This window comes from Duganella sp. Root198D2, from assembly GCF_001428585.1.
Lineage (GTDB): Bacteria > Pseudomonadota > Gammaproteobacteria > Burkholderiales > Burkholderiaceae_D > Rugamonas.
The window spans coordinates 1-24,550 of sequence record NZ_LMIC01000024.1; the positions used below are offsets into that span (position 1 = coordinate 1).

General features: G+C 64.7%; 20 protein-coding genes and 1 riboswitch. Of the genes, 4 read left to right on the forward strand and 16 right to left on the reverse strand.

The features are described 5' to 3' along the window. Nucleotides 1-114: 114 nt before the first annotated feature. The 16 genes from ASE26_RS19440 to cobT form a co-directional block, all read right to left on the reverse strand. A complete protein-coding gene (locus tag ASE26_RS19440; protein ID WP_057246788.1) occupies nucleotides 115-1,986 on the reverse strand; it encodes a reverse transcriptase family protein in 1,872 nt (623 codons plus the stop codon). A gap of 307 nt (nucleotides 1,987-2,293) precedes the next feature. After that, a complete protein-coding gene (locus tag ASE26_RS19445; RefSeq protein ID WP_057246789.1) occupies nucleotides 2,294-3,934 on the reverse strand; it encodes an SWIM zinc finger family protein in 1,641 nt (546 codons plus the stop codon). After that, nucleotides 3,931-7,035, reverse strand: a complete 3,105-nt coding sequence (locus ASE26_RS19450) for a hypothetical protein (protein WP_057246790.1) — start codon at nucleotides 7,033-7,035, stop codon at nucleotides 3,931-3,933. Before ASE26_RS19450 ends, ASE26_RS19445 begins: the two co-directional genes overlap by 4 nt. Nucleotides 7,036-7,120: 85 nt before the next feature. Further along, nucleotides 7,121-8,563, reverse strand: coding sequence for a cobyric acid synthase (locus ASE26_RS19455; RefSeq protein WP_055931914.1), 1,443 nt, complete (start codon nucleotides 8,561-8,563; stop codon nucleotides 7,121-7,123). Beyond that, complete coding sequence (locus ASE26_RS19460; RefSeq protein ID WP_055931956.1) at nucleotides 8,560-9,438, reverse strand: cobalamin-binding protein; 879 nt, start codon at nucleotides 9,436-9,438, stop codon at nucleotides 8,560-8,562. Before ASE26_RS19460 ends, ASE26_RS19455 begins: the two co-directional genes overlap by 4 nt. Then, nucleotides 9,435-10,415 carry a threonine-phosphate decarboxylase CobD gene (gene cobD / locus ASE26_RS19465; protein WP_055931917.1) on the reverse strand — a complete coding sequence of 327 codons (981 nt, stop codon included), beginning with the start codon at nucleotides 10,413-10,415 and terminating at the stop codon, nucleotides 9,435-9,437. The genes ASE26_RS19460 and cobD overlap by 4 nt, the downstream gene beginning before the upstream one ends. Beyond that, entirely contained in the window at nucleotides 10,408-11,382 is a 975-nt protein-coding gene (gene cbiB / locus ASE26_RS19470; protein WP_055931959.1) for an adenosylcobinamide-phosphate synthase CbiB, read from the reverse strand. The genes cobD and cbiB overlap by 8 nt, the downstream gene beginning before the upstream one ends. A 2-nt stretch (nucleotides 11,383-11,384) precedes the next feature. After that, entirely contained in the window at nucleotides 11,385-11,936 is a 552-nt protein-coding gene (gene cobU / locus ASE26_RS19475) for a bifunctional adenosylcobinamide kinase/adenosylcobinamide-phosphate guanylyltransferase (RefSeq protein ID WP_055931920.1), read from the reverse strand. Further along, complete coding sequence (locus ASE26_RS19480) at nucleotides 11,933-13,225, reverse strand: cobyrinate a,c-diamide synthase (protein ID WP_055931923.1); 1,293 nt, start codon at nucleotides 13,223-13,225, stop codon at nucleotides 11,933-11,935. The genes cobU and ASE26_RS19480 overlap by 4 nt, the downstream gene beginning before the upstream one ends. Further along, nucleotides 13,219-13,821 (reverse strand): cob(I)yrinic acid a,c-diamide adenosyltransferase, encoded by a 603-nt coding sequence (gene cobO / locus ASE26_RS19485; protein WP_057246791.1) that lies wholly within the window; start codon nucleotides 13,819-13,821, stop codon nucleotides 13,219-13,221. Before cobO ends, ASE26_RS19480 begins: the two co-directional genes overlap by 7 nt. Further along, entirely contained in the window at nucleotides 13,818-14,588 is a 771-nt protein-coding gene (locus ASE26_RS19490) for an ABC transporter ATP-binding protein (RefSeq protein WP_055931930.1), read from the reverse strand. The genes cobO and ASE26_RS19490 overlap by 4 nt, the downstream gene beginning before the upstream one ends. Before the next feature lies 1 nt (nucleotide 14,589). Then, a complete protein-coding gene (locus ASE26_RS19495; protein WP_055931931.1) occupies nucleotides 14,590-15,612 on the reverse strand; it encodes an iron ABC transporter permease in 1,023 nt (340 codons plus the stop codon). A gap of 19 nt (nucleotides 15,613-15,631) precedes the next feature. Then, entirely contained in the window at nucleotides 15,632-17,470 is a 1,839-nt protein-coding gene (locus ASE26_RS19500) for a TonB-dependent receptor domain-containing protein (protein WP_055931934.1), read from the reverse strand. Nucleotides 17,471-17,538: 68 nt separating this feature from the next. Further along, a riboswitch (cobalamin riboswitch) is annotated at nucleotides 17,539-17,760 on the reverse strand. Next, complete coding sequence (locus ASE26_RS19505) at nucleotides 17,755-18,294, reverse strand: histidine phosphatase family protein (protein WP_055931936.1); 540 nt, start codon at nucleotides 18,292-18,294, stop codon at nucleotides 17,755-17,757. Its footprint overlaps the riboswitch before it by 6 nt. Continuing rightward, a complete protein-coding gene (locus tag ASE26_RS19510) occupies nucleotides 18,285-19,052 on the reverse strand; it encodes an adenosylcobinamide-GDP ribazoletransferase (protein WP_055931939.1) in 768 nt (255 codons plus the stop codon). Before ASE26_RS19510 ends, ASE26_RS19505 begins: the two co-directional genes overlap by 10 nt. A 6-nt stretch (nucleotides 19,053-19,058) precedes the next feature. Beyond that, entirely contained in the window at nucleotides 19,059-20,093 is a 1,035-nt protein-coding gene (gene cobT, locus ASE26_RS19515; RefSeq protein WP_055931942.1) for a nicotinate-nucleotide--dimethylbenzimidazole phosphoribosyltransferase, read from the reverse strand. Nucleotides 20,094-20,113: 20 nt separating this feature from the next. On the opposite strand from cobT, the gene ASE26_RS19520 reads away from it, so the two are divergent. Genes ASE26_RS19520 through ASE26_RS19535 form a run of 4 tightly spaced genes read left to right on the forward strand, consistent with a single transcriptional unit; the run spans nucleotide 20,114 to nucleotide 24,421 of the window. Then, nucleotides 20,114-20,803 carry a response regulator transcription factor gene (locus ASE26_RS19520; protein ID WP_055931945.1) on the forward strand — a complete coding sequence of 230 codons (690 nt, stop codon included), beginning with the start codon at nucleotides 20,114-20,116 and terminating at the stop codon, nucleotides 20,801-20,803. After that, a complete protein-coding gene (locus tag ASE26_RS19525) occupies nucleotides 20,790-22,034 on the forward strand; it encodes a HAMP domain-containing sensor histidine kinase (RefSeq protein WP_055931947.1) in 1,245 nt (414 codons plus the stop codon). The genes ASE26_RS19520 and ASE26_RS19525 overlap by 14 nt, the downstream gene beginning before the upstream one ends. A gap of 46 nt (nucleotides 22,035-22,080) precedes the next feature. Further along, nucleotides 22,081-23,706 carry a phosphoethanolamine transferase gene (locus ASE26_RS19530; protein WP_055931950.1) on the forward strand — a complete coding sequence of 542 codons (1,626 nt, stop codon included), beginning with the start codon at nucleotides 22,081-22,083 and terminating at the stop codon, nucleotides 23,704-23,706. Beyond that, a complete protein-coding gene (locus ASE26_RS19535) occupies nucleotides 23,696-24,421 on the forward strand; it encodes a phosphatase PAP2 family protein (RefSeq protein WP_229207161.1) in 726 nt (241 codons plus the stop codon). Before ASE26_RS19530 ends, ASE26_RS19535 begins: the two co-directional genes overlap by 11 nt. Nucleotides 24,422-24,550: the final 129 nt, after the last annotated feature.

Consider the following 24,550-nt stretch of genomic DNA (forward strand, 5'->3'; position numbering starts at 1 on the left):
GCGCCGATGATAGTGCTGCAACCAGTGTGAAAGTAGGTTATCGTCAGGCTCTTATTAGAAAAGCCCGCTAGGCATGTGCCAGCGGGCTTTTTGCTTTTGTTTTCGCCCCTGTGCTTATCGCAATAAGGCGCCGACCAGCACCGCTATGAACATGGCGCCGAAGTAGCGCAGCCACTTTGCGTTGTAGTTCTTCCAGGCCGGTACGGCCAGCATCACTGCGACGACAAACGGCAATGGCGTGTGGAGGTTCAGGCATAAGGTGATGGCGAAGTAGACCTGGATGATGATGGCTACCCAAGGGCGCCCGGTGAATGTCCCGCGGCCACCGCGCGCCGCTGCCGGCGCCTCTGCAGCCGGCCTTGCAGTCGGCCGCGAAGGGCCGCTCGTCGGCGTAACTACCTTTTTCCTGGCCGCGGTTTTTTCCTGCGTCAGTTGTTGCTGCGTTTTTTCCAGCTCGGGCGCCGGCGCTGCCGCGGCTTGCCAGAATCCGGCCCATGGCTCCTTTCCTTGCGCCGACAAGGCGCGGAAACCGCTGCTGCGGCGCGCGGCTGGCGTGCCGGCAGCGGGGGCCAGTGCCAGCCATTTCGCGCGTACTGCGCGTACCTGCTGCAGCAACGGTCCCCCCTTCGCGCCATCGACCATCCTGATGAACTGAGCGTAGCCTTCCAGCGCGTCGATGACGTTTTCATTGCCGTTCCACTGCTTGCCGGCTGGCCCGTCCTTCTCGACCTGAAATAAAGTGGCACGGAAGCGGCGCAAGGTGTCGCGGTCAAGGGACAGCTTCTTGTTGACCACGATGCCGGTGACGCTCTGGCATTGCGCATCGCTCATGACATGCTGTTTTTCAGGGTGGGGCGTAAAGCCCTCGTCGGCAATGATCTGTTTGACGCGCCATAGCAACTTGCCTGCAAGCTTGCGCGCGGCGGCATCGCCGGAGAAGGTCAGGTCATCGGCATAGCGGGTATAGGCGAAGCCCAGCTTGGCGGCGCAGCTTTGCACGCGCGCGTCGAGGCGGCGGCACAGGATGTTGGTCAATGCCGGACTGCTTGGCGCACCTTGCGGCAGTGCGCGCTCGCCGATCGCGACGAAGAATCTTTCGCCGTCCACGCTGACTTCTTCAACTGGCGTTTCCGTGCAAATCAGTCCAAGCGTAGTTGCCAGTTGTTCGCTATAGCCAAGCTCCCGGAACACGCCTTTGATGCGCGGCAGGCTGATCGAAGGGAAGAAATTCTTCAGGTCGAGGTTGATCACCACCGCCTTGCCCACGTGGGGCTGGGCATTGCTGACGATGGAGCGGCCCGGGATGAAACCGTGCGCAGCATCGTGCAGTGGCACCTTGCCAAGGATGTTGTCCAGCACCCAGTACTGCAGGCGTTTCACGCGCGGCATCGGCGCAGAGATGATCCGTTCGCCGCCGGTTTTCTTCGGCATGGCGAAACGGCGGTAATGGCTGATGCGCGATACGCGTCGCTCGAAACTCAGGAAGCGCAGCTCGGGCAGGGTAACGCCCATGGCGGTCGCAAGTTCGCTCGCGTTGTTCAGCGTCGGCAGCGACCAGCGCGCCAGCTTTTCGGCATTGCTTTCTGCCTGGTTCAAGCCGGCGGAAACGCCTGCGCCCAGGTAAAGCAGCTCGGTCGACTGGCGCTGGTGCCAGGCCGTCGCACGTTCAAAGCGTTCGCGCGCGCGCTTTTGGCGCGTTTCCTCGCGGCGTTGCCGGGCTTTGGCCAGGCGCTCCTTGCGCATGGCCTTGAGTGCCTGTTCCGGGTCCTGGATGGTGCGTAGTTCCTGCCCAAGGCAATTCAGCGCGCTACTGAGTTCGGCCTCGCGTTTGACGACTTCTTCCAGCTCGCTGGGCTGGCCGGTATTGGCGGGCCAGAAGCCAAGGCGCTGCATCTCACCCAGCACGACTTCCTGGCGCGAGCTGTTACGCAGGCGTTCCATCAATTCGGCGCGGGTCGTGACTGGCTTGGATTCGGTGGCGCTCATTGCACGGCCTCCTTGCGAGGCGAGCGCGAAAGATGCAAGCACGGCGGGATTGTCATCGAAGAGCCTTTAAGACTGGAGCGCTCCACTCGATGCCATACGACACCGGTGCCGCGAATGGACTGCAGGGCAGTCACACCGTCTTGCGGCACCGGTGTCAGTATGGCACTGTGAAGAGCGTGCCAGTGGCGCATGGGAAGAGCTGAATACGAGAACGGCGATCCGCCGTTCGGGTTGCAAGAGCCATCCCGCCGTGTTTGCTGAATCGAGTATATCAGTTCATTTGCTTTTTTCATATCAATCGTCATCCTCAAGCCGCCTGCTGCCGCGACATGCGCAGCGCGAGCATGTGCGCGCAAGGACCTTTGTGCATGCGGTTGAATGTGAAGAAGTTGCACTGGCAGGCGCCATCGACGATGCGTTCGTCGGCATCGAGCCGCAGCATGACCTGGTACTGGCGATCGCCTTGTCTGGCTTGTGCACTCAGGCGGATGCCGCCGTCGGCCACCGCTTCGACTGCATGGTTGCTCATCGCGTGCAGTGCGACCAGCTTCCAGGCCTCCTCTTCCTCGGGACTGGCGAAGCGCAGCGTATCCAGCGGCAGCGGGTCGCGCGCCAGTTCCCGCAGGCGGTAGACTTCATTCACCAGGTCGTAGACCACGCGGCCGGCTTGCGTGTACAGCGTCAGCGCGCGTTCCACCATCATGCGATCGAGACCGGTGTCGAGGGACAGTTGGGCGCTGGTGGCGAACCAGCGCTTGCCCAGCGCTTTGAAAACCTTTTCCTTGCTGTCGTTGTCGATCTCGCCGCGCGGCGCCAGCAAGTCGAACTGGCCGGCGTGCGACCAGTCGTTGGCGGTCCAGCCGGAGAGGCCAAGCGTGAACTGCATGTCGGGCAGATTGGCGATCCAGAAGCTGGGCAGGCCGCTGCCCATCAAGTGCACCGTGAAGCTTTGGGCGACCGGTATCAGGCGTTCAAGCAGCATCAGGCGGCGGCGGCCCCAGACGCGAACTTCTTCCGCCACGTTGCCGCGATAAATGGAGCGGCGGCAGACCACTTCTTCATTCCACGGTTCGAACAGTGCGCGCACCGGTTCTCCCGGCGCCAGCACGAAACGGATCGAGCGCGGGCCGACGCGTTCTTTCTTGCGCCGCATCTGCAGGCAGAAGTTGTGCACGTCCATCGGATGCAGGTCCAGCCGGCGCGCAACCATGTTCATCGCGCTGCTTACCTGCAGGAAGCCGCGTACCCAGGTGTCCGGCACATCAATCTTCTCTTCGATGAACTCGGGATCGTCTGCGGTCTTGACCTGGAAGCCGCTCGGGTCGATCGACAGCCTGGTACTTTTGTAGTCGCGGATCTTCTGGAATTCGCCGTACAGGCTTTCCGAGTAGTCGATATTGGTGGTGCCGCAAGCGAAGTCGCCGATATGGTCGAACACGTTGTGGCTGCAACTGAGCGAGGCGTAGCTCGATTCGTCGCGGCTGAAGCACTCGAAGAATACGCGGTCCGGATGCACGGTGATCACCGGGTCTAGCGCGATCCACAGTTCACGGTTGGTCTGGTACAGGTAGTTGTAATACCTGGACTGTGCCTCGTAGAAGGGCTTCATCAGCTTCGACTTGCGCTCGCGCAGTGCGCGCAGTTCGGTTTGCAGCGGCTGCAACTGTTCTTTCAGCTCGCTGCCGCGGGCCTGGAACTGCGCCAGCATCATGCTTTCGTTTTGCGCTGCCCATTCCTTGTAGGCTGTCTTGTCTTTTGGCTGGTAGCGCTGGTCGGCAATCACCACGTCGTGCAGCGCGGAGATCGCCTCGCGGAAGGGGATGTGCTTGTTGATGTCGGCGACGAAGTAGGTCGGGGCGCGCAGGGTGTCCGGCACAAAGCGCATATCGGTCGATGCCGCGCTGTTGCTGACGTAAGTCTCGCCGTAGTAGCGGTACTGGAATCTCATGTCTTGCTTCCCCGGCCGGCGATGGCCGCCGGCGTGTGGATCGTGATGGCTGCCGGCAGTTCCGGATAACGCTGCTGGATGGCGCGCAGGCCTTCGATGTATTGCGACTTATCGGCGATGGCGACGGTGAGCACCTGGCGCGCAAATATCCTGGCGACAAAGCCGGCGATGTCTTCCGAGAGTTCTGCCTGCGCGCGCAGGAAGGCCTGAACCCTGCCTTTTACGACGCGGCCGCGGTTCACTTGCGACAGGACGTTGAGGAAGTAGGGTTCCATGCGCTGCAGCTTGTGCACGTCGCCGGCGCAGGCGCTTTCCAGCCAGGAGCTGACGAAGAGCTGCATATTGGCGGAAGGGTGCTGGCTCAGTTTATCCAGCAGCTCGGTCACGTCGCCGACATCGAAATGCCTGGTGATCATGGCGCGGCCGAAACGTTGCGCGGCCGGATCCTGGTGGTCGCACAGGTTCACCAGCAGCAGCGGCGTCCAGTCGTCGCGCGTGCAGGAATCGGTAAAGAAGGCCGTGGCGAACTCGCGGCTGTCGTCGAAGCGGCTGTCGAAGATGCGCAATGCTGCTTCCATCTGGCCCCGCACGCGCTGCGGGTCGGAGCGGTAAGCCTCGAATGCCCATTGCCGGACGCTGGCTATCGGGTTGCGGCCGAAGGATGCCCAGGCCGCGACGTCGAACTGCCCGCTGCTGAAGCGGGGCAGCAAGCGCGAGCCGAGAAGCAGGGCGCCCTTGCTGCGTGCTGCCAGCAGGCGCACCAGCAATGCGGTATCGGCCAATTGTGCTTCGTCCTTCAACGGCCCGGTAACCCAGGCCACCAGGTCGGCGTGCATGCCCTCGCCGGTTTCGCTGCGGAACAAGGCGTCGAGCAGCCCTTCCAGCAAAGTATGGCGGAAGCCGGCATCGGCGGAGCTCAGGCGCTGGACGACCGGATCGACGCCACGCCTTACGCTAGCCTCCGCGCTGGTGGCGAAGGCGATGATCAGGTCCGATTGCGCGGCCAGTACCTGGTCCGGCAGCATGCCGAACAGGCGCACGGCGGCACCGCGCACTTCGGCGTCTTCATCCTTCAGAAGCATGGCCAGCTTGGAACCGGGCAGCATGCCGGTGGGTGCCGGATGCAGTATCAGCCACTGGCAGGCCAGCAGGCGCACTGCAGCCAGCGCATGGCCAAGCAGCTGCAGCAGGCGTTCATAGGGCGCGCCGGCAGCGGCATCTCGCAGCGAATTCTCGATCAGCCAATGCAGGTCGGCGCCGATTTCCGGCACCGTATTACGCGCATCGTCGATATCGGCGCAGTTGTCCAGCCAGTCCAGCAGCTGCATGACGATAGCCGGCGCCTGGCCCGGCAAGGTGGCTGCGACCTGGCACAGCATGCGGCCCTGGCGGCGTACCGCCTCCAGCGGCGCGCAGGCGACGGCTGCGACCAGCAGCGGATCGGCAGCGTAGTGCAGCGGGTCGCGCACGATGCAGTCCAGTGCGTACTGGGTCGCTTCCGGCAGGGTGCACTGGATCAGCAATAGCAGCCATTCGGTCGGCGGAATGCCCGGCTCGAAGCGTCGGCGCGCTGTCTGGAAGGCAAAGCGCGCCGTCGACAGGTAGGGGCTGCGCAGCAGCTCGCGGATCACGTTCATTTCCAGCGCTGCGCAGAAGGCCTGGTTGTCGGCCAGCGCGCGCGCCGCGAATTCATGCACACCGCCGCAGCGGCTTTGCTGCATCAGCGCAAGCAGGGCCTGCGGCTGCGCGTCCCACAGTTCGGGGAATGCTTCCTGGCGCCTGTCATCGGGCTGGATAGGGTGGAGCTGGTACCAGCTGGTGCCAGGGCGGTTGCTGAGCCAATGGCCGCGTGCGCGCAGCATGCGGTTGAAGACCATCCAATGGCTATAGCTGTCGTAGTACCGGCCGCCGCGCGAACTCGGCTGGCCGGCGTCGCTGTCGTCCATCGCGGCCAGCATGCCGAGCGCCATCTGGATGTAGCCCGGGTCGCGGTCCTGCGCCAGGCTGCGCAGGGTGCGCCAGCCGCGCCGGCGCAGGTAGTCGCGGGTGCGTACGCCGTAAGCCACCTTGCTGTCCGGGCGCGACGCTTCCTCCGCATACTTGGTGTAGGCGCGGCGCACGTAGACCCACTGGCTGCTGCTGGTATGGGTATCGGTGTCAAAGCGCTGCTGGAGCAGGCCAAACAGCTCGGCATCGCCGGCCATTTCCGCAGCTTTGTAGATGTGGCGTACGGCGCGGAAGGTCCCGGCGCGCAAGCGCATCCGCTTCAGGTGGATACGCAGGATGCGGCGCGCCAGCGGCTGGCTGAGGGCTACCTGATGCAGCTGCTCCAGCCAGTCCGATTTCGACAAGCCTTGCCAATCGTCGTCGCCGTTAGCGATCGACAGCAGTTTTTCTTCGTCCTGCTGGTCCCAGGCGCTGCGCAGGGCGGCCGGCCAGTCGGCCAGCAGGCGGGAAGCGTGTGCCTGTCGCGCGCCACCATCAGCCAGCATCAGCCAGGCTTGCAGGGCAATGCGGCGCACGGCATCGGTGCGGCCGCGCGCGTGCAGCTCCTGCATGGCGATGGCGGCACCGGTGTCGCCGCAGCGGCCGATGGCCCAGGCCAGGCAGTAGTCCTGCATGGCGTCGCCGCGTGCGATCAGGTCGACCATGGTGGGAACGGCGCCACGCAGGCGGCGCTCGCCAATGCGCCAGATGATACGGTTGCGGTGGTGCTGGTCCAGGTTTTTCCAGTTCCCGGCCTGCAGTTGCTGCAGCAGCGCGACGGCAGCGGGATCGGATGGGGTTTGTGCCGGAGCCGGGGCATTTGCCACGCTTTGCGGCACGGCAGGTTCCGGGGCGGATGCCGGATCGCTGAATCCTTGCGCGGCGCGCTCGATCAGCGCCAGTTCGAAGAGGGTTTCCGCGGCTTGCCAGTCGACCGGCTGTGGCGTGCGCGTGCTTTCGCGCCATTCTTCGCCGGTGCGGCCCTGGCGCAGGTTGACCAGGTAGCGGACCGGTGAGCCTCCCACGGAGCCTGCCACCTCGCATAGCTCGATCTCGCAATGGATGGTGGCGTCTTTTTGCCTGCGAACCAGCCTGCTTTTCCGAATCAGCTTCACTGTAGTGCGTGCCTTGACTTGAAATGCGGTTACTCACCAGGACGATGGTAGCCAATCCTGAAAGTGTTTGCAAATAAAGCAATGCCTACATTGGCTTGAGCAGCGCTTCCATCAATGGTTCGCAGGCGGCGGCGAGCGTGTCCAGGCTAGCTTCGCGCAAGGCATTGGTGTCGACGGTTTGCTGCGTCGCCAGGCCGGCCCAGTGCAGCAAGGCGCGGCCGGCTTGCGGGTGGTCGAACAGGCCATGCAGGTAGCTGCCGAGCACCTGGCCATCGGCGGAGATGGCGCCCTCCGGCCGGCCGTCGATGAAGAAGGCCGGTTGCGCCAGGGCGGAACCGGTCGAGACGCCCATGTGGATCTCATAGCCGCTGACGGGTGCATCGTCGAAAGCGCATCGGCCGCTGACTTGCGCCAGGCGTTTGTCGCGCGTGAGCGCTGTCTGCAGGTCCAGCAGGCCCAGGCCTTCTTCGCTGCCGGCCCGGCCTTCCACGCCGTGCGGATCCACCACCTGCGTACCCAGCATCTGGAAGCCGCCGCAGATCCCGATCACCTTGCCCCCGTAGCGCAGGTGGCGCGCAATCGCCTGCGGCCAGCCGCCTTCTTTCAGCGCGGCCAGGTCGTCGCGCGTGTTCTTGCTGCCGGGGAGGATGAGCAGGTCGGCCGGCGGGATCGCTTCGCCTTTGCGCACAAAGCGCAAGTCCACGCCGGGATGGGCGCGCAGCGCATCGAAATCGGTATGGTTGCTCATGCGCGGCAGGCTTGGCACCACCACGCGGAAGGCTCCGCGTTCGGCCTGCACCGCCTGCACCGCGTCTTCGGCATCGAGGTAGAGGCCGTGCAGGTAGGGCAGCACGGCCAGTACCGGCTTGCCGGTCTGCTGCTCCAGCCAGTCCAGTCCAGGTTCCAGCAGCTTGATGTCGCCGCGGAAGCGGTTGATGACGAAGCCGATGATGCGATTGCGCTCGCTTTGGGACAGGCAGGACAGGGTGCCGACAATATGGGCGAAGACGCCGCCGCGGTCGATATCCGCGCACAGGATGACGGGGCAGTCCACCGCTTCCGCAAAGCCCATATTGGCGATGTCGCGGTCGCGCAGGTTGATTTCGGCTGGGCTGCCGGCGCCTTCCACCACCACCGTTTCGTATTGCGCCAGCAGGCGCTGGTGGGATTCCAGCACGGCCGCCATGGCGATGGTCTTGTATTGGTGGTAGTCGCGCGCATTCATGTCGCCGCGCACCTTGCCGTGGATGATGACCTGGGCACCGATGTCGCTGCTTGGCTTGAGCAGCACCGGGTTCATGTCGGTATGCGACGGGATGCCGGCGGCTATCGCCTGCAGCGCCTGGGCGCGCCCGATTTCGCCACCGTCGATGGTGACCGCGCTGTTGAGCGCCATGTTCTGCGGCTTGAAGGGCGCGACGCGCACGCCGCGCTGCTTGAGCAGGCGGCACAGGGCGGCGACGATGGTGCTCTTGCCAGCGTCGGACGTGGTGCCCTGGACCATCAGGGTGCGGTAAGGGAAGTTCATTTTGCGGGGCGGTGCTTGCGGGCTTCTTCCAGCTTTTCGCACAGTACGGCGGTGCCGGCGATCATGCGCGGGCCGGCGCGATTGAGCAGGCTGCCGTCGATCGTGAACAGGTTGTCCTGGCGCGTCGCTTTGAATGTCTTGAAGGGCCGCCAAAGGTTGACGCCACCGTAGTCTTTTTCCGCCGTGGCGAAGACTGCTTCGGGATCGGCTTCCAGTACGGCCTCGACACTGACTACTGGCGCTGTCACTTTCTGGTCGGCGAAGATGTTCTGGCCGCCGCATACTTTCAGCGCGTCGCTGACGATGTGCTCACCGTTCAGCGTGTAGAGCGGCTTGTCCCATACCTGGTAGAAGGTGCGCACCGGCGGGCGCGCGGCATATTGCGTGCGCAGGGCGGCCAGTTTCTGGCGCAATTCCCTGGCGGCGGCGTTGGCGGCGGGCTCGGTGCCGAGCAGCTTGCCCATCTTTTCCAGGTTGTCGGCAATCTGGTCCAGCTTCTTCGGCTCACTGTGGAAAATAGGGATACCGAGCTCGCGCAGTTGATCGATCTGGCGCTCGGAGGTGCCATGGCGCCAGACGACCAGCAGGTCCGGCTTCATTGCCAGCAGGCGCTCCATGTCGACCTGGCGATTGTCGCCGACGCGTGGAACCTGTTTGGCGGCTTCCGGATAGTCGCTGTAGCTGACCGCCCCCACGATCTTCCTGGCACCGCCGGCTGCGAAAAGCAGCTCCGTGACGTGCGGCGCCAGTGCGACTACACGCTCTGCAGGCTTTTGCAGGGTGACCGGTTTGCCGTCGTCGTCATTGACGGTGATGGCGGCGTGCGCAGGGAATTGGGAGGCGCACAGCGCGAAAAGCAGCAGGTATCGTTTCATCGGTTGGTCCATTCATTCAATGCCAGTTCAAGGCGATGCCAGCCTGCTTCGTCAGCAGGCAGCCCGAGGCGGATGCCGCGCGCCGCTTCGCGGAACAGGCGTACCCAGATGCCGCGGCGCGCCATGTGGTCGTGAAATTCTTCGGCACGCGCTTCCGGCCACCATTGGAACAGTGCCGTGCCATTGCTGGCGATGCCGTGACCGGCCAGCAGCTGGCGCAGGCGGGTACCGGCCGCGTGCAGTGCTTCTTGCGTAGCGTGCTGCCAGGCGCTGTCCACGAGCGCAGCGCGCGCCACTTGCTGAGCCGGTCCACTGACGGCCCAGGGGCCCAGCATATCCGCCAGCGGCGCCAGGATATCCCCGCTTGCGGCGACGAAGCCGAGGCGCACGCCGGCCAGGCCGAAGAACTTGCCGACTGAGCGTAGCACGATCAGGCCAGGAACCTGCGTGGAGCCGGCGAGGCTTTGGGCGCCGTCGGTGTCGGCAAAGGCTTCGTCGATTATCAGCCAGCCGCCGCGTGCCCGCAGCACTTCGGCCCACTGCAGCAGTGTTTCGCGCGGCACGACCGCACCGGTGGGATTGTTCGGGTTGCAGACCACCACTACGTCGGCAGTGGAGACTGCGGCGCCAAGTTCGCTGTAGGGAACGGCGCTGGTGTGGTGGCCATGCTGCGACCAATGGTGCAGGTGTTCGGCGTAGCTCGGGCTGGCGACTGCCACGCGCGATGGCGGCCGCAGGCGGGGCAGGGCCTGGATTGCCGCTTGCGTGCCGGCTACTGCCAGCATGCGCGGCGCACCGTAGTAGCGCTGCGCAGCTTCCAGCAGGGCCGGGTCGTGTTCGGGCAGGCGGTGCCAGGCATCGATGGCCAGAGCTGGCGCTGGGTAGCCATTGGGATTCAGGCCGGTCGACAAGTCGAGCCAGTCGTTGCGGCCGTAGCGTTGCGCTGCCTCGCGCAGTTTGCCGCCGTGTTCAAGCATGATGTACTCCGTAGGAGATGGCCAGCAATATGGCCAGCCATAGCCCGGTCGTATTGCGCACCAGGTGCCAGGCGCGGGGGATGTCGGCGGCTGACGCCTCGTCGCCCTGGCCCAGCGGCGGCCGTTGTTCGATTTCGCCGCCGTAGCTTGCGGCACCGCCCAGTTGCAGGCCGAGCGCGCCGGCGCCGGTGGACATGACCGGGCCCGCATTGGGACTGCTCCAGGCCGGGGCTTGCCTGCGCCAGCAGGCCAGTGCGCGGCGCGTACCGCCTGCACCCGGTGCCAGCAGGGCGTAGCTGATTGCTGTCAGGCGTGCCGGCAGGTAGTTCAGTGCGTCGTCAATGCGGGCGGCGCTGCGGCCGAACAGGTTGAAGCGTTCGGTGCGGTAGCCCCACATGGCATCAAGCGTGTTCGCCAGGCGGAACATCAGGGCGCCGGGGCCGCCGGCGATGGCGAACCAGAACAAGGTTCCGAAGACTGCGTCGTTGCCATTTTCCAGCATTGACTCAGTAGCTGCTTTGGCGAGGTCGGATTCTGTGGCATGCCCGGTGTCGCGGCTGACGATGCGCGCAGTCAGGGCACGTGCGGCTGCCAGGTCGCCGGCCTGCAGTGCAAGCCAGATGGGGAGCATGTGGTCGCGCAGGCTGCACAGGCCGAGGCAGAAGTAGAGGAGTATCGCGTGCAGGGCCGTTTGTGCCGCAGGCGGCAGGGACTGGGCGCAGAGCCAGGCTGCGAGCATGGTGAGCGGCAGCACGGCAAGCGCCCAGGCCAGCGCACCGCGGATAAAGCGGGCGAAGGGCGCAGCCGGCTTGGCGGCGCGCGGATTCAAGCGTTTTTCGATGGCGCTGGCCAGGCGGCCGAAGCCCACCAGCGGATGGAAGCGCGACACTTCGCCGAGCAAGGCGTCGAGCAGCACTCCAGCCAGCAGCGCGCCTGCGAATATGGTCCAGTCCAGGCCTGCCAGCAGCATCACGTGTCTTTCAGCATCAGCGGCAGGCCGGCCGCGACAAAGGCGACCCGGTCGCAGGCAGCTGCAACCGACTGGTTCAGGCGTCCAGCCTCGTCGGCATAGCTGCGCGAGACAGCTCCCCAAGGCACGATGCCCATGCCGACTTCATTCGATACCAGCACCACGTCGCCGCGTTCGACTGCCAGCTCGTCCAGCAAGGCAGCGCGCTGCTCGTGGAAGCGCGCCGGCAGCTCGATCGTGCCGACCTCCGGGTACCGCGTGCCGTCGCAGAACATCAGGTTGGACAGCCACAGCGTCAGGCAATCGACCAGCAGCAGGCGGTGCGGCGCGCGCCATTCGGCCAGGACTGCGGCAAGGGCGACCGGTTCTTCCACGGTGTGCCATTGCTGCGGGCGCTGTGCGCGATGCTGGGCGATGCGGGCCGTCATTTCAGCGTCGCCCGCGGCAGCGGTGGCGATGTAGACCACCTCCTTGCCGGAAGCCGCAGCAATGCGTTCGGCATGGGCGCTCTTGCCGGAGCGCGCACCACCGAAGACCAGGGTGCGGCTCATGCTGCGCTCCGCGAAAACATGGCTGCCACAGCGGCTGGATTGGATGGGAAGTAGGCGTGGAAGTAGGAGGCCTGCAGCGATCCTATGCGGTAGACTGCTTCGCCTGCGGCACCGCTGGGGTGTTTTTGCGTTGTCGCGGCAGGCGGCACCCCGGTTTCCAGGCGGGAATAGTGGAAGGTATGGCCGCGCAACGGGCCCTGCGCCGTAGGCATGGCCTGCGCACCCAGGCCGGCAAGCCGGGCTTGCATGGCGACCTTGCCGGGCAACAGGCCGGCCATAGGCCAGTCATTGCCCTCCTTGTCCTGCAGCGATTCGGCAAGGGCCATCATGCCGCCGCATTCGGCCACGATCGGCAAGCCGTCGGCATGCGCGGCGCGCAGCGAGGTTTGCCAGCGCCGGCCTGCGGACAGCCCGGCACCGTGCAGTTCAGGGTAGCCGCCCGGCAGGTAGACGGCCGTGGCCTGGGGTGGCACCGGCTCGTCGGCCAGCGGGGAAAAGTAGTCAAGCTGCGCCCCCAGCGCTTCCAGCGTCGACAGGTTGGCAGGGTAGAGGAACATGAAGGCCGCATCGCGCGCGACGGCGATGCGCGCACCGTCGAGCAGCCGCACGGCCGGAGCGTCATTGGCGCCGGGCGCTATGCGCGCTGCCGGCAACGCGTCCCATACCGCAAGGTCAAGCGTCAACTGGTCAGCCAGCGTGTCGAGCAAGTCATCGAGGCCTGCGACTTCGTCCGGCAATACCAGACCCAGGTGGCGCTCGGGCAGCGAGGCCGCCTGCTTCGGCATGGTGCCCAGCAGGGGAATGTCGCGCAGCGAGGATGCCACCATGGCCGCGTGCCCCGCACTGGCAATGCGGTTCGCCACCACGCCAGCCATGGCAACCGGCCCATAGTCCCGCAAGCCGTGCACCAGCGCCCCGGCCGTTTGCGCCATGGCGCCCGCATCGATCACCGCCAGTACCGGCAGGCCGAATTCGCGCGACAGGTCGGCCGCGGAGGGCGTGCCGTCATACAAGCCCATCACGCCTTCCACCAGGATCGCGTCGGCCTGCGCAGCCGCTGCGGCCAGCAAGGCGCGGCAGCGTTCAGCGCCGACCATCCACAGGTCAAGCGATTCGACCGGGGAACCGCATGCCCGCGCCAGCACCATCGGGTCGATGAAATCCGGGCCGCATTTGAAGACCCGCACGCGGCGGCCTGCGCGGACCAGCTTGCGCGCCAGCGCCGCTGTGACGGTGGTCTTGCCTTGCCCGGAAGCCGCGGCGGCAATCAGGACGGCGCGGGCTACCATTCGGTGCCCGGCTGCGCCGCGATGCCGGCCTTGAAAGCGTGTTTGACCACGGTCATTTCAGTCACGGTATCCGCCACGTCGATCAGCTCCTGCGGCGCGGCGCGGCCGGTGACCACGGCGTGCTGCATTTCTGGCCGGTCCAGCAAATCGGCAATCACTTCGTGCACGTCCAGGTAGCGGTACTTGAGGGCGATGTTCAGTTCATCCAGCACCACCATGCCGTAGGACGGATCGCGCAGGAAGGCGCGCGCCTGCTCCCAGGCCTGCTGCGCCTTCTCGACATCACGCTCGCGGTTCTGGGTCTCCCAGGTATAGCCCTCGCCCATGGCGTGGAAGCTGCATTCTTCCGGGAAGCGGCGCAGGAACTGCTCCTCGCCGGTCGACATGGCGCCCTTGATGAACTGCACCACGCCTACCTTCATGCCATGCCCCATGGCGCGCATCGCCATGCCGAAGCCGCTCGAACTCTTGCCCTTGCCATTGCCGGTATTGACGATCAGGACGCCGATATTCTTGTCGGCTGCCGCGATCTTGGCGTCGATGATGGCCTTCTTGCGCGCCATGCGGTCGCGGTGGCGGTCGTTGATGTCGCTCATTGGGGGCTCCCGGGAATGAAGATGGTACGCTCGCCGTGGCGAACGATTTCGATTGGATGGTCGAGGTATTCGCTCAGGACAGGCGGCTGCATGACCTCTGCGACCGGCCCGGCCAGCCAGCGCCCGTCGCCCATCAGCAGCAGTGCGTGCGAAGAAACGCTGTGCGCCAGCGTCAGGTCATGGCCGACAATTACCACGGTCTTGCGCTGTTCGCGGCATAGCTTGGACAGCAGCGACATCACGCTGACCTGGTGCGCCAGGTCGAGCGCATTGGCAGGCTCATCCAGCAGCAGCAGGGGGGTATCCTGCGCCAGCATGGCGGCGATTGCCACGCGCTGGCGCTCGCCGCCGGACAGCGTGCGCACGTCGCGCGCTGCCAGGTGATCGACTTCCATCGCGGCCAGTGCTGCAATCGCGGCATGATGGTCGTCGCTGTTTTCCCAATACCGGTTATCGTGGTAGGGATGGCGTGCCGACAGCACGGTTTCGATCACCGAGTATGAGAAAGCATCGCTGCGCGCCTGCGCCAGGAAAGCGCGCTTGAGCGCCAGTTCCTGCAGCGGCCATTCGCCCAGCGCGCGGCGGTCGATGCTGACATAGCCTGCTTCCGGCTGGCGCAGGCCGGCCAGGGTGCGCAGCAAGGTGCTTTTGCCGGCGCCGTTGCGGCCGATCACGCTCCAGCATTCGCCATCGCCGACCTGCCAGTCCAGCTTATCGACCAGGATGCGCTTGCCCATGGCAAGGCGCAGTTGATGGGTGCCGATCATCTTATTTCCTCAGCCGGTGCAATTGGTACAGGAAGACCGGTGTGCCGACCAGCGCGGTCACTACGCCTGCCGGCAGCTGCTGCGGCGCGATGATGGTGCGTGCGACGGTGTCGGCCAGCACCAGGTAGGCGCCGCCTATCAAGGCGGCGCTCGGCACCAGCAAGCGGTGGTCCGGGCCCAGGGCGAAACGGCAGGCGTGCGGCACGATCAGGCCGACAAAGCCGATGCTGCCGGCTGTGGTGACGGCGCTGGCGGTCAACAGGCCGGAACAGAAGAACAGGCCCTTGCGCAGGGCCCCGACGCGGATGCCCAGCGTGGCTGCCGCTTCGGCATGCAGCGCCATCACGTTCAGCGAACGCGCTACGCGCAAGGAAAACGCCAGCCCACCGGCCAGTACGATCCACGGCAGCCAGCGGATCGGGGAGCCGGACAGGTCGCCGATCAGCCAGAACACCATGGTGCGCAGGCGGCTTTCCGGGGCGATCGACAGCATCAGGGTGACCACGGCGATGCAGCCGGAAGACAGGATCACTCCGGTCAACAGCAGCAGGGCCGTCCCGCCTTCCGCCGCGGTGCCGCCGCGCAGGTCGCGCCGCGCCAGGAAGTACAGCATCATCGATACCACGACCGCGCCGGCGAAGGAGGCGGCATCCACCATCCACGCTGCGCACATGAACAATAACGCCGCCAGGGCGCCGACCGAGGCGCCCGACGAAATGCCCAGTACATAAGGGTCGGCCAGCGGGTTACGCAGCAAGGCCTGCATCATCACGCCAGCCAGCGACAGCGAAGCGCCGGTGACGAAAGCCGTAGCGGCCCGTTCGGCGCGCAGGCCAAGCAAATGGCCGGGCAAGGAGGCAGGCTGGCCGCTGATGAATTCCTTCAGCGCCCCAGGCATGTCGGCCAGCGGAATACTGACCGATCCGATCATGCCGGCAGCCACCAGGCTGGCCAGCGATAACAGCAGCAGCAGGATGATGACGGTAACGGCGCGCAGGCGCAGGTTGGCGGAAAGAGGATGCATAACGGGCAGCTTATCTCATTTATTTGTAGCTGTAGCGCAGGCCGGCATACACGGCGGAACCGGCGGTGGCGTAGTTGCGCGCCAGTTCATGGTGTTTGTCGGCCACGTTGTTCAAGCGCAGGGTGGCGGTCCAGGAACGGTCGAATTCCCAGGCCGCATACAGGTTCAGCAAACCATAGCCGCCCAGGCGGTTGCGGTTGGCCGCGTCGTCGAAGCGATAGCTGGACACCTGCCATTCGGCGCCGGTATTCAGGTTGCCCGCAGTATATTCCAGCGCCACATTGCCGTGGCGCCTGGCGCGGCGCACCAGCAGCTTGCCGCTGCCGTCGTCTTGCGGATTTTGCAGGTCTGCGCTGGCGGACAGCGTGAAGCTGTTGCCCAGTTGCTGGCGTGCCGACAGCGAAATGCCTTCCAGCGTGGCCTGGTTGACGTTGTAGGCGCAGCCGTTGCGGAAGCCGGGCCGTGGGCAAGGCGTGGTGTTTACCAGCAGGTCGGTCAGCTTGTTGCGATAGGCGACAGCACCCAGTGCGGTGCCGCCCTGCTCGAAGTGGATGCCGATCTCGCGGTTGCGACCCTGTTCCGGACGATTGGCCGGCAAGCCGTAGCCTGGGTAGTACAGCTCATTGAAGGTCGGCGCCCGGAAGCTGCTGCCATAGCTGGCGTTGACGCGCAGCCCTGGCGTGAAGCGGTAGCCGTAGCCCAGCGAGCCGGTGCGCTTTGAACCATACTGAGAGCTGTCGTCATTGCGGGCGGCTGCGGCCAGCAGATGCTCGCCGCGCTTCATGTTGTAGCTGGCAGCCCAGGAAGTGGTACTGCGCTCGCGTACCAGGGCTGCGGTATTGGATTCGATTTCTTCCTTGCGATGTTCGGCCAGCAGCTGCAGGCTATCGGATCCCAGCGCAATATCGTTCTGCCAGCTGTATTGGGCCTGCCTGGTGTCGATCTGGCTGGCGCTGGCGGTGAAGCTGCCGGACTTGTCGCGCGATTGCGCAGCTTGCGTCGTCATCTGCCACACGTCGCTCAGGCGATTGCGCGAATAAACCGCGACTGTGTCAATCTTTTGCGTGCTCCATGCGCGTACCTTGCTGCCGCTGTCGAAGCCCGCTTCCTGGTCGCTATGCAGGAACAGAGCGCCCAGTTCGTGGCCGCGCGCGACCTGCCATGCCAGCTGCCCATTGGCGTGTTTGCGCTCGTAGCCGTCGTCGTCCTTGTTGTAGCTGGTGCTTGCCGGCAGAGTCGCGGAGAAGCCGTGGGAGCGTTCCTTGCCCGCGCTGAGCGCGTAATTGAAGGCGCCGGCGCTGCCGGAAATACCAGCGCTGCCGGAACGCGTACCGTAAGTACCTGCCAACACGCTGGCATCCAGCGCCAGGCTGCCCTGGCCTTTCCTGGTGAAGATCTGCACCACGCCGCCGATAGCGTCGGCACCGTACAAGGTGCTCAGCGGGCCGTAGACGACCTCGATATGGTCCACCGCGCCCAGCGGAATCGCGTTCCATGCCGCCGCGCCGCTGCTGGCGGACCCGATGCGCACGCCGTCGACCAGTACGATGACCTGGTTGCCGTTGGAGCCGCGCAGGAAAACGCTGGCGTTGGTGCCGGGGCCGCCATTGCGGGTAACTTCGATGCCGCGCTGGCGCTGCAGCAATTCAGTGATGGAGCCGGCGCCGCTGCGCGCGATTTCTTCGGCGCCGATGGCCAGCGTGTCGCTGATGATGTCGCGCGCTGCCTGCGGCGTGCGGGTGGCGGTGACCAGCACGGAATTCAATACCGGAACCTGGGTTTGTGCCTGGACGGCAGGTGCGGCAACGGCCAGTGCCAGCGACGCGAGGGCCGCTTGCCGTGTGACGGGAAAAGACATGACAACTTTCTTAACGGGCCGCCGGCCCACGTCCCCGTAAGCCGGCATGAACAGGAACGGGCGCAGGGCGCGTTCCCACCTGGTCTGGCCGGTATCCGGGCTGGCAAGTCTGGCGGCCTGGCCTTCCCATGCTTTCGCACAGTGGCCGGGAGGTCGCTGCCGCACATTGAAGGCGGCACTTGCTTACCGTTGCGGGGGCAGCACACGTTGGCTGTCAGGGACAGCGCCGTGTTTCCCGTTTAACTGCATTCGAGAATTCGATTGCGGGCACCAAAACCCCGCCATTATACGGGCTTGGCGGGCCAGGACAAGCGAAGGATCTCGCAATACTTGATGTGGTTTGGCTTGGCGGCCGCCTGTTGCAGGGGCTCGCCGGCGGCGATGGCAGCCATCAAGCGGATGGTGCCGGCGTGGCAGACCACGATGGCGTCGTGCTGTAGCGCGTCGAGGAAGGATTGCACCCGGCCGGCCACTTCGCGCACGGTTTCGCCGCCGCCGGGGCGGTAGCCGAGCAGGTCGGCGGCCCAGGCATCGACCTCGGCGCGTGCGATGTCGGGCCAGCTGCGCAGTTCCCAAGTGCCGAAATTCATTTCCATCAGGCGTGCGTCGGGCGCGAAGGCGCCCAGCAGGGAGGCCAGGGCAGTGCAGCGTTGCAGGGGACTTGAATACAGGCGATAGCCCCGCGCCAGGACATCGGCCAGTTGCGGTGCCAGCGCGGCGTAGCCGGCGGCGAGGGCGTCCGCCGCCGCCGGGATGTCGCTGCTGCCGTAGCACACGCCGGATGCGACGTCGGGCTGGGGGTGGCGGATAAGGATCAGTTCCACACGCAGGCCAGCACGCCGAGGTTGAACACGGCTTCCGTCAATTGCTGGACGGCGCCGAGGCAGTCGCCGGTATAGCCGCCCAGGCGCCGCTGGAATTTGCGTGCCAGCCAAAACGTTGCCAGCAGCATGCCGGCCAAGCCGGCGCCCAGTGCGGCAGGCGACAGCCAGCCCAGGGCCACGGCACCCGCGGCCGGGAGGGCTGCGGTCAGCGCTGCGATGGCAAATTCGCCGTTGCGCATCTCCTGCGCCAGCGGCTTGGCCTTGCCCTCGGCCCGCGCATACTCCATGCGCCAGATCAGGGAGCAGGCCATGAGGCGCGACAGCGGGTGCGCCGCCAGCAGCGCGCCCAGCACCGCCAGCTTCGGCATGCTGGCCAGCGTCGCCACCTTGGTCGCCAGCATCAGGCCGATGCCGATGGCGCCATAGGCACCGATGCGCGAATCCTTCATGATTTCCAGAACGCGCTCGCGCGTGTGGCCGCCGCCAAGGCCGTCGCAGCTATCGGCAAACCCGTCCTCGTGGAAAGCGCCGGTGGCATAAATGGCGGCAGCGGTAGACAGCAGCACGGCAACCGCCGGCGGCAGCACGAATGCGGCCGCCGCGTAGACGCCCCCCGCAATCGCCGCCACCACCAGCCCTACAGCAGGGAAGTAGCGCGAGGCATGATGCAGCCAGTCCGGCTCGAAACCGACCCAGCGCGGAATAGGCAGGCGCGTGAAGAATTGCAGTGCAATGAAGAACAGGCGCAGCTGCTGCATGGGCGATTACTCGGACTTCTCGCTGACCTGGGCCGACTCGAAAGTCGCCATCTGGTTCAGGAAGTTGACGGCAGCGTGCAGCAGCGGCACGGCCAGCGCGGCGCCGGTGCCTTCGCCCAGGCGCAGGCCCAGGTCCAGCAGCGCGCGGCCGCCAAGGAAGTCCAGCATGCGCTTATGGCCATTCTCGTCGGAGCAGTGCGAGAAGACGCAGTAATCCAGGATTGCCGGCTGCACGCGGGAGGCCACCAGCAGGGCGCTGGTGACGATGAAGCCGTCAATCAGGAGTACCATGCGGCGTTCGGCGGCCTTCAGCATGGCGCCGGCCATCATCGCGATCTCCAGGCCGCCGAAAGTCGCCAAAGCCTGCAGGCCGCCCTGCGCATCCGCGTGCCGGGCCATGGCCGCTTCGATCACGCGTTGCTTGTGCAGCACGCCTTCCGGCGCCAGGCCGGTGCCGGCGCCGACGCAATCCGCCACCGGAATGCCGGTCAGGCGGTGCATCAGCGCTGCTGCGGCGGTGGTATTGCCGATCCCCATCTCGCCGAAGCCCAGCACATTGCCCGGCAATTCGGCTACCAGGTCCATGCCGCATTCGATCGCTTCCATGCACTGCTGCACCGACATGGCCGGCTGCTGTGCGAAATTGGCGGTGCCGGGAGCGATCTTGCGGTTGACCAGGCCTTCGCGCGGCCCGAAATCATGTTTGACGCCCGCATCCACCACCTTCAGCGAGCAGCCATTCTGGCGCGCGAAGACATTGATGGCGGCGCCGCCGGCCAGGAAGTTCTCCACCATCTGCCAGGTTACGTCCTGCGGGAAGGCGGAAATGCCTTCCGCCATCACTCCGTGGTCGCCTGCGAACACCAGGATGGCAGGCTCGCGCACCTGCGGGCAGGTGGTCTGCTGGATCATGCCGACCTTGTGCGCCAATCCCTCCAGCGCCCCAAGGCTGCCCTGCGGCTTGGTCTTGTTATTGATGGCGCGATCCAGTTGGGACGCGAGGGCTTCGTCTTTGAGCGGGGTGATGTGTGGGATAGTCATCGCGGAATTATAATGCCGGTATGCGCATACTTATCATTGAAGACAATAAGGATATTGTCGCCAACCTGTACGGCTTCCTTGAGCCCAAAGGATATGTACTGGATACGGCAGCCAATGGATACGGTGGATTGGCGCTGGCTACCGAGCATGAATACGATGCCGTCGTGCTCGACGTCATGCTGCCCGGCCTGAATGGCATGGAGCTGTGCCGCAAGCTGCGCGGCGAACTCGGGAAGGCCACGCCGGTTTTGATGCTGACTGCGCGCGACACGCTGGAAGACAAGGTTGCCGGCTTCGAGAGCGGTGCCGACGACTACCTGGTCAAGCCGTTCTCCCTGGTGGAACTCGAGATCCGGCTGCGCGCCCTGGTGCGGCGCGCGCGCGGCGCCCAGGCCGCAACACCGGTATTGCAGTTCGGCGATCTGACATTCGACACTGTCAATTACGAAGCGCGCCGCGCCGGCCGTCCCTTGGCACTGACCCGCACCGGCTACACCATCCTCAAGAGCCTGATGAAGGAAGCACCGCGCGTTGTGACGCGCGACGCGCTGGAGCACGACGTGTGGGGCGATGAGCGCCCCGACAGCGATGCGTTGCGTACCCATATCCATGCGCTGCGCCAGGCATTGGACAAACCTTATCCTTTTGCCATGCTGCGCACCATCCCGGGCATCGGCTACAAGCTGGTGAACACAGATGAAGAAAACTGATTCGCTGCGCCGGCGCATCATCGGCGCCTATATGACTTTTGCGATCGCGGTTTCCGCGGTGTTTGCCATTATTGCCGCCCTGGCAGTGGAAGGCATCGAGGAAAAGCTGGTTGACGAACGCCTGGAGGAAGTCGCGTTGTGGGCCGCGCCGCGCCATACCGGCGGCATGCCAGTCCAGATGCCGGCCGGCTTGTCATTCCATCATGGCGCCGACATCCCCCGTTCGCTGCGCGGACTGCCGCATGGGGTGCGTGAAATTACCGTCGACGGAACCGACCTGCATGTATTGGCCGGAAACGATGGGCATGGCGAATTCGTCGTAGTGGACCACGATAGCGAATATGAAAAAATCGAGATCGTCGTGTATTCGATGTTTGCTGCGGGTTTTCTTGCTTTCGTTGCCTGCTCGCTGCTGCTGGCGCGTTTCCTCGCCAACCGCATTGTCACGCCGATTACCTTGCTGTCGCGGGCAGTCGAAGAGCGCCAGGACCAACTGCCTTGCCTGGAACGTGACGATGAACTGGGCGTGCTGGCGCGCGCTTTTACCGGCCGCACAGGTGAACTCAAACAATTCCTTGACCGCGAGCGTTTCTTCACCGGTGACGTCAGCCACGAATTGCGCACGCCGCTGACCGTGATCAGCGGTGCTGCGGAAGTATTGATTGCGAATACTGAAGGCGAACCCGGGCTGCAGGCGCCGGCCGAACGGATATACCGCGCCGCGCGCGAAGCCAGCGATGTGGCGAGCGTGCTGCTGCGCCTGGCTCGCTCGCCGCAAGGCCTGGAGGCGCCGCCGCAGTCGGTGGCCGAGCTGGCGCAGTACGAAGCGGCCCGCTGCCAGGCGCTGGTGGCTGGCAAGCCTGTCGCCCTGCGCTACCTGGAAGGCGCCGACTTCACCGTACATGGCTCGCGCGAACTGCTGCAGGCAGCGATCGGCAACCTGCTGCGCAACGCTTGCGCCTACACGGAGCGGGGCGAAGTCGTGCTGCGCCTGGAACAGCGCTCTATCGTCGTGGAAGACACCGGCCCCGGCTTGCCGGCGGCGGCCATGGCGCGCCTGCGCGGCGAATCCGGCCCGGACGGCGATGGCGCCTCGTCGGGCACAGGTCTCGGCCTGGGGCTGGTGCAGCGCATTTGCAGCTACCTCGGCGCCGAGTTGCACGTTCAGCAACGGGAGGGCGGCGGCACCCGCTTCCATATCAGCTTCCCAGCCGATTTAACGCAATCTTAACGCCGTCTTTACATAGCCTTTACCAGACGCAAAGTATCGTGCGAGGATGAAATTTCCTCGCATTCGCTCCGCCTACCTTCCGCTTGCCACTGCTTCCTTCCTGGTCCTGATCTATAACATCAGTTTCTGGAAGAGCTTTGTGTCGGCCACAGGCGGGTTCCAGGCCTCCAACCTGCTGCTCTACCTGGGTTCCGCGCTGATGCTGGTCCTGTTGTTCAGCGGGGTGCTGGCGCTGGTGAACTTCCGCCGCCTGTTCAAGCCTGTGGTAATTGCGCTGTTGCTGCTGTCCTCCCTGACGGCCTATTTCATGTCCCAGTACGGCATCGTGGTGGATGCTTCCATGGTGCAGAACGTGGTGGAGACCGATGTGCACGAAGCGGGCGAGCTGTTTAGCTGGAAGCTGGTGCAATCCATATTGCTGCTTGGCGTAATCCCGTCCTGGCTGGTCTGGCGCCTGCCGGTGCGCTATGCGCCGCTGCGCCGCGAAGTGCTGGTCAATACCGGCCTGGTGGCCGGCTCGCTGCTGCTTGCCACTGGCCTGTTGTTCGTGTTGTTCAAAACCCTGGCGCCGGCCATTCGTGAGCATCGCGAACTGCGTTTCATGCTGACGCCTACCAACGTATTTCAGGCTACGAACAGCTACCTCAAACGTAAATGGGCGACTGCCACGGTGATCGCGCCTCTCGGCACGGATGCCGCCAGGGGCAGCTTGTGGGCGGCAGCCGGCAACAGCCAGCGCAGTGTGACCGTCATCGTGGTCGGGGAGACCGCCCGTGCCATGAATTTCTCGCTGAACGGCTATGAGCGCGAAACCAACCCGCGCCTGGCGCAAGTGCCGTCGCTGGTCAACTTCAATAATGTCAGCTCTTGCGGCACTGCCACCGCGGTCTCGGTGCCATGCGTGTTCTCCGACCTCACGCGAGAAGGTTATTCGGAAGATAAGGCGCGCAGCAAGGAAGGCTTGCTGGATGTGCTGCAGCATGCCGGATTGGAAGTGATCTGGCGCGACAATAATTCCGGCTGCAAGGGCGTGTGCGCCCGCGTGCGCTACGAAGACTTGTCCAAGCCGGTCGCCGGTAACCCGCTGTGCAATTCGGAAGAGTGCTTCGACGAACGCCTGCTTGAAGGCTTGCCGGACCTGATCCGCAACGCCAAAAAGGACCTGGTGATCGTGCTGCACCAGAAGGGCAGCCACGGCCCGGCTTATTGGAAGCGCTATCCGGACGAATTCAAGAAGTTTGGCCCGGTATGCCAGACCAATGAACTGGAGCAGTGCTCGCGCGAGCAGATCACCGCGGCCTACGACAACACCATCCTGTACACCGATTATTTCCTTGATAAGACCATCAAGGTGCTGAAAGAGACCGGCGTGCCGGCCTCCATGCTGTATTTCTCCGACCATGGCGAGTCGCTGGGCGAGAAGAATATGTACCTGCACGGGGCGCCGTATATCTTCTCGCCGGAAGAGCAGCGCAAGGTGCCAATGATGCTGTGGATGTCGGATAGCTTCAGCCAGCGCTTCCATGTTGACCGAAGCTGCCTCGCTGCACGTAGCAGCCAGCAGTTCTCGCACGATAACGTATTCCATTCCACGCTCGGCATGCTGAATGTGAGTACCGCGGTTTACAACCCCAAGTTAGATATGTTCCATGCGTGTATTGATGATGCTTAAGAATTCCCGGGGATTGCTGGCGCTGGCCGCGTCGGCAACCCTGATCCTGTGGATCGGCCAGTTCACGGATATTGACCTGCGCCTGGCCGATATGACCTTCGATCGGGCTCGCGGCGTGTTCCCTTTGCAGCACGCCTGGTTTGCCGAACAATTCAACCATGTGATCCTCAAAGCCGTCCTGTCATGCCTGGGCGGCGCCGCAGTGGTGCTGGCCTTGCGGGACGTCTGGCGGCCGCACCTGGACTGGGCGCCCGCGCGGCGCCTAGGGATGCGGGTACTTGCCATGTCGGCCATCAGCGTGCCGGTGGTGGTCAGCCTCCTGAAGCGTGCCAGCACGTCGCATTGCCCTTGGGACCTGGAACGTTACGGCAGCCACGCTCCATATATACGCTTGCTCGAATGGATGCCGGCCGGGATCGACGCAGGCCACTGCCTGCCTGGCGGACACGCGTCCAGCGCGCTGTGGCTGATCGCCATAGCGGCCTTCTGGTGGCCGGAGCAGCCACGCAAGGCCCTGGGTGTCGGCGCACTGATGATGGCATTCGCCTTGGGCGTCGGAATTATCCAGCAACTGCGCGGCGCCCACTTCCTTACGCACACCCTGTGGTCGGCCTGGATCGCTTGCGCAGTCGTGATGGCGAATTATTCCCTTGCAAAACGCCAGACGTTTGGTTATAGTTCTGTCCCTCGCAACGCAACACTGTTAAAACAGTAAGCGAAACGAGAAAAAGAAGGGGTTGACGAGTTGCACGCTGTACCGCATAATCTCGCTTCTCTGCTGCTGACGAACACAACGCTTCGTCGAATAAACAAGGCAGCGATCTTTAAAAATCAACAGTCGATA

Coding starts and splice junctions, on each gene's coding strand:
- ASE26_RS19455 (WP_055931914.1), bottom strand. CDS start 8,563: ATGAACTTCCCTTACCGCACCCTGATGGTCCAGGGCACCACGTCCGAC.
- ASE26_RS19490 (WP_055931930.1), bottom strand. CDS start 14,588: ATGATCGGCACCCATCAACTGCGCCTTGCCATGGGCAAGCGCATCCTG.
- ASE26_RS19510 (WP_055931939.1), bottom strand. CDS start 19,052: ATGCAGCAGCTGCGCCTGTTCTTCATTGCACTGCAATTCTTCACGCGC.
- cobT (WP_055931942.1), bottom strand. CDS start 20,093: ATGACTATCCCACACATCACCCCGCTCAAAGACGAAGCCCTCGCGTCC.
- ASE26_RS19530 (WP_055931950.1), top strand. CDS start 22,081: ATGAAATTTCCTCGCATTCGCTCCGCCTACCTTCCGCTTGCCACTGCT.
- ASE26_RS19495 (WP_055931931.1), bottom strand. CDS start 15,612: ATGCATCCTCTTTCCGCCAACCTGCGCCTGCGCGCCGTTACCGTCATC.
- ASE26_RS19460 (WP_055931956.1), bottom strand. CDS start 9,438: ATGAAACGATACCTGCTGCTTTTCGCGCTGTGCGCCTCCCAATTCCCT.
- cobU (WP_055931920.1), bottom strand. CDS start 11,936: ATGAGCCGCACCCTGGTCTTCGGTGGTGCGCGCTCCGGCAAGAGCGCC.
- ASE26_RS19520 (WP_055931945.1), top strand. CDS start 20,114: ATGCGCATACTTATCATTGAAGACAATAAGGATATTGTCGCCAACCTG.
- ASE26_RS19500 (WP_055931934.1), bottom strand. CDS start 17,470: ATGTCTTTTCCCGTCACACGGCAAGCGGCCCTCGCGTCGCTGGCACTG.
- cobD (WP_055931917.1), bottom strand. CDS start 10,415: ATGCTTGAACACGGCGGCAAACTGCGCGAGGCAGCGCAACGCTACGGC.
- ASE26_RS19480 (WP_055931923.1), bottom strand. CDS start 13,225: ATGGTAGCCCGCGCCGTCCTGATTGCCGCCGCGGCTTCCGGGCAAGGC.
- ASE26_RS19445 (WP_057246789.1), bottom strand. CDS start 3,934: ATGAGATTCCAGTACCGCTACTACGGCGAGACTTACGTCAGCAACAGC.
- ASE26_RS19535 (WP_229207161.1), top strand. CDS start 23,696: ATGATGCTTAAGAATTCCCGGGGATTGCTGGCGCTGGCCGCGTCGGCA.
- ASE26_RS19440 (WP_057246788.1), bottom strand. CDS start 1,986: ATGAGCGCCACCGAATCCAAGCCAGTCACGACCCGCGCCGAATTGATG.
- ASE26_RS19525 (WP_055931947.1), top strand. CDS start 20,790: ATGAAGAAAACTGATTCGCTGCGCCGGCGCATCATCGGCGCCTATATG.
- cobO (WP_057246791.1), bottom strand. CDS start 13,821: ATGAGCGACATCAACGACCGCCACCGCGACCGCATGGCGCGCAAGAAG.